The 2,527-nt window shown below is 69.2% G+C and carries 1 protein-coding gene; it reads right to left on the bottom strand.

The genetic code is table 11. The features are described from left to right. On the bottom strand, positions 1-2,527 hold a 2,527-nt coding region (locus J0L98_RS21540), incomplete at both ends, for a TIR domain-containing protein (RefSeq protein WP_296414286.1).

Here is a 2,527-nt window from a genome sequence, read left to right as displayed (position 1 = left end):
CGGCGGGGGCCGCAGTAGCACAAGCCTGGATGGCGCCCGCGTGGGCGCCCGCGAAGGGCTCGCCGGCGCCCACCGCGGCCAGCAGGGTTTCGAAGTAGTGTCCGGCCAGACGGCGCTCCACCCCCCAGGCGCTGACCACCACGCAAGGCACGCCTGCCTTCAGCAGGGCCGGGGCCATCTCCGCGCCGAAGGCCCGGCTGCCGGTGGCCGGATCGTCGAGGATCACCAGATCGGGCAGGCTGCGCATCAGCCTTAGTTCCTCGACGCTCAGGAACATGCCGTCGCTGAGCACGAAGCCGGAGGCGCTCCGGCCGCTGTCCAGGCGGTAGTCGTGCAGGTAGGTGCCGCTGATCAGCAGGATGCCGATGTCTCGGGCGTAAAGATGCTCCACCACGCCGCGTGCACTTTCGCCCATGCTCACGCTGACCGACAGCCCGCGGGATTCCAGCGTGCGGCGGTAGCGGTCGAACAGCTCGCCTTGCTCCGGCGGGGGCAGGCGGGGGTTCTCGTCGCCGTAGGTGCCGTCGCTGCTGGGGTTGCCGATGAGCAGGGCGGCGGGGCGTGGGGCGGAGCGTTGGATGGAGAACAGGTTGCCATCCGGGCGGCGGATTGCCGGCAAGGGGGCGCTCAGTCCGTTCTGGTGCAGGGCCAGGATCAGCTCCCAGGGGTAGGCGGCGGCGCCTGTGTCGAGGAGCAGCCGGTAGCCATGGGCCGGCGGCAGGGTGGCGAAGTCGACCGGGAGCAGGGGGTCGGTGATGAACTCCAGCATCTTCGGCAGATCCGCCGGGTGCTCGCGCAGGGCGTCGCGGAACGAGGTGATGAAATCCTGCTGCAGGTAACGTGTCCACTCGCGGCGACCGCTCTCGTCCAGCAGGTAGTGCATCTTCCCGGGCTCGTTGCCGCGGACGGTCAGCAGGCGTAGCGCCACCGGTTCGGCCGGTGCGGGGGCGTCGAGGGCGGCGCGGATGTGGACGGCGGTGCGCTGGAGGATGGACGGGAGGGCGTCGGGTTCGACGTTTGCGAGGTAGAGGCGCTGGCCACGGTCGTCCCGGTTGGCGCAGGGGCGTGCGATCAGGGGGATGAGGGTGTCCGGCGTGCCGTAGAGGGGTTCGACGAGGACCGGGACGACCGGTTTGCCCGATGCCAGCGCGCGCTGGATCTCGGCCATCTGGAAGGTGCTGAGGGCGGTGTCGCGGCCGATGACGCAGACGATGAGGTCGGCCCTGTCGAGCAGGGCGGCCAGGTCTTCCGCCCAGTTCTCGCCCTGCACCAGGTCCACATCCCGGTTCACCTCCAGGTCCAGGGCCTGGAGGGCCGCGGCCAGCGGGCGCACGAAGCGGCCGTAGGCGTGGGCATAGGAGATGAAGATCCGCGGCCGGACACGCTCGGCTGGATGGAGGTCGGGCAGGGCCAGGTAGACGGGGCTGTCTACGGGGGCTTCTGACCTGATGCCCTGGATATGCCGGGAGATCGTCGCGCTCAGGACGCGACCCTCCCGCTCATTGATGGCGGGGCCACCCTGGACATAGTGAACCAACCGGCAGCCGGCCAGATCGGCGGGGATGGTCGTGCCTTCACGCGCCAGCAGCAGGGTTCGGGCGGGGCGAAGGCCGAGGCGCATGCCGACATGGACAAACATGTCGGGAGTGGCGAGTGTCAGGTTGGCGATGACTAGATCCGCTTCCTCGAGAAGGCGCAGGGCCTGGGAGTCGCCCGTTTCGCTGGCGGGGTCGTGGCGTAGACAGGCCAAGCCTTGCTCCTGCAGGCTTTCGGCGATATAGCGGAAGGACAGTTCGAAGTCGGCACTCTCGCCCGAGCCGACTTCACGGAGGCTGCCGTAAGGCTGGAGCACTAGGCAGCGGGCGCCGTTGGCGGGCAGCGGCGGCGAAGGGGCTCCCTCGTGTCTCCCCAGTGCTGGAGGACGGAGCTTGCCATCCAGATAGAGGGGGCTGGGTGACATGGGTAGTCCATCCTGGACAGTCTGCGCGCGTATCCACGCGGTGAAGCGGGCGCGGGATTCTGCCGTGTCCCCCGCGGGTTCGTGGTGGTAAACCAGGCTGCGGGCGAAGGGGGCCATGATCCGCTCGATACTTCCACGGAGAATCAAGAGGATGCCATCCCGCCGCAGCGCCAGGGCCACCCCGAGGCGGTAGCAGGTGCTGGCGTCCGCGCTGCTGAGGTCGCAGATGATCAAGTCCGCGTCGATCAGGTTTTGATAGCGTTGGGCATCGCTGGTGACAGGGCTGCTGTCCAGATCCACATCGTTTTCGGCCAGGGCTGCCCGCACGAGTTCTGTATCGAGAACGCCCGGTGCGCAGAGCAGGACGGCCCGCCGGCGCGGTGGCTTGGTGCCGTCGCGGGTGGCAGGGCGGCTTTCGGCCAGCACGGCGGCGGGGGGCTTGAGGACGATGTCGCCCACCTTCACTTCTTCGCCCAGGCATTCCAGCAGTTGCCGGGCTTCGTCCTGCTGCCCCCGGGAGAGGGCGTCGAGGCCGCGGGCGTAGGCCAGCAGTTCCTGCTCGCCGGC

The sequence above is a fragment of the Zoogloea sp. genome (genome assembly GCF_017302315.1).
Lineage (GTDB): Bacteria > Pseudomonadota > Gammaproteobacteria > Burkholderiales > Rhodocyclaceae > Zoogloea.
The sequence above is the reverse complement of the archived record's forward strand: the minus strand, read 5'-3'. Positions and strand labels throughout refer to the sequence as shown.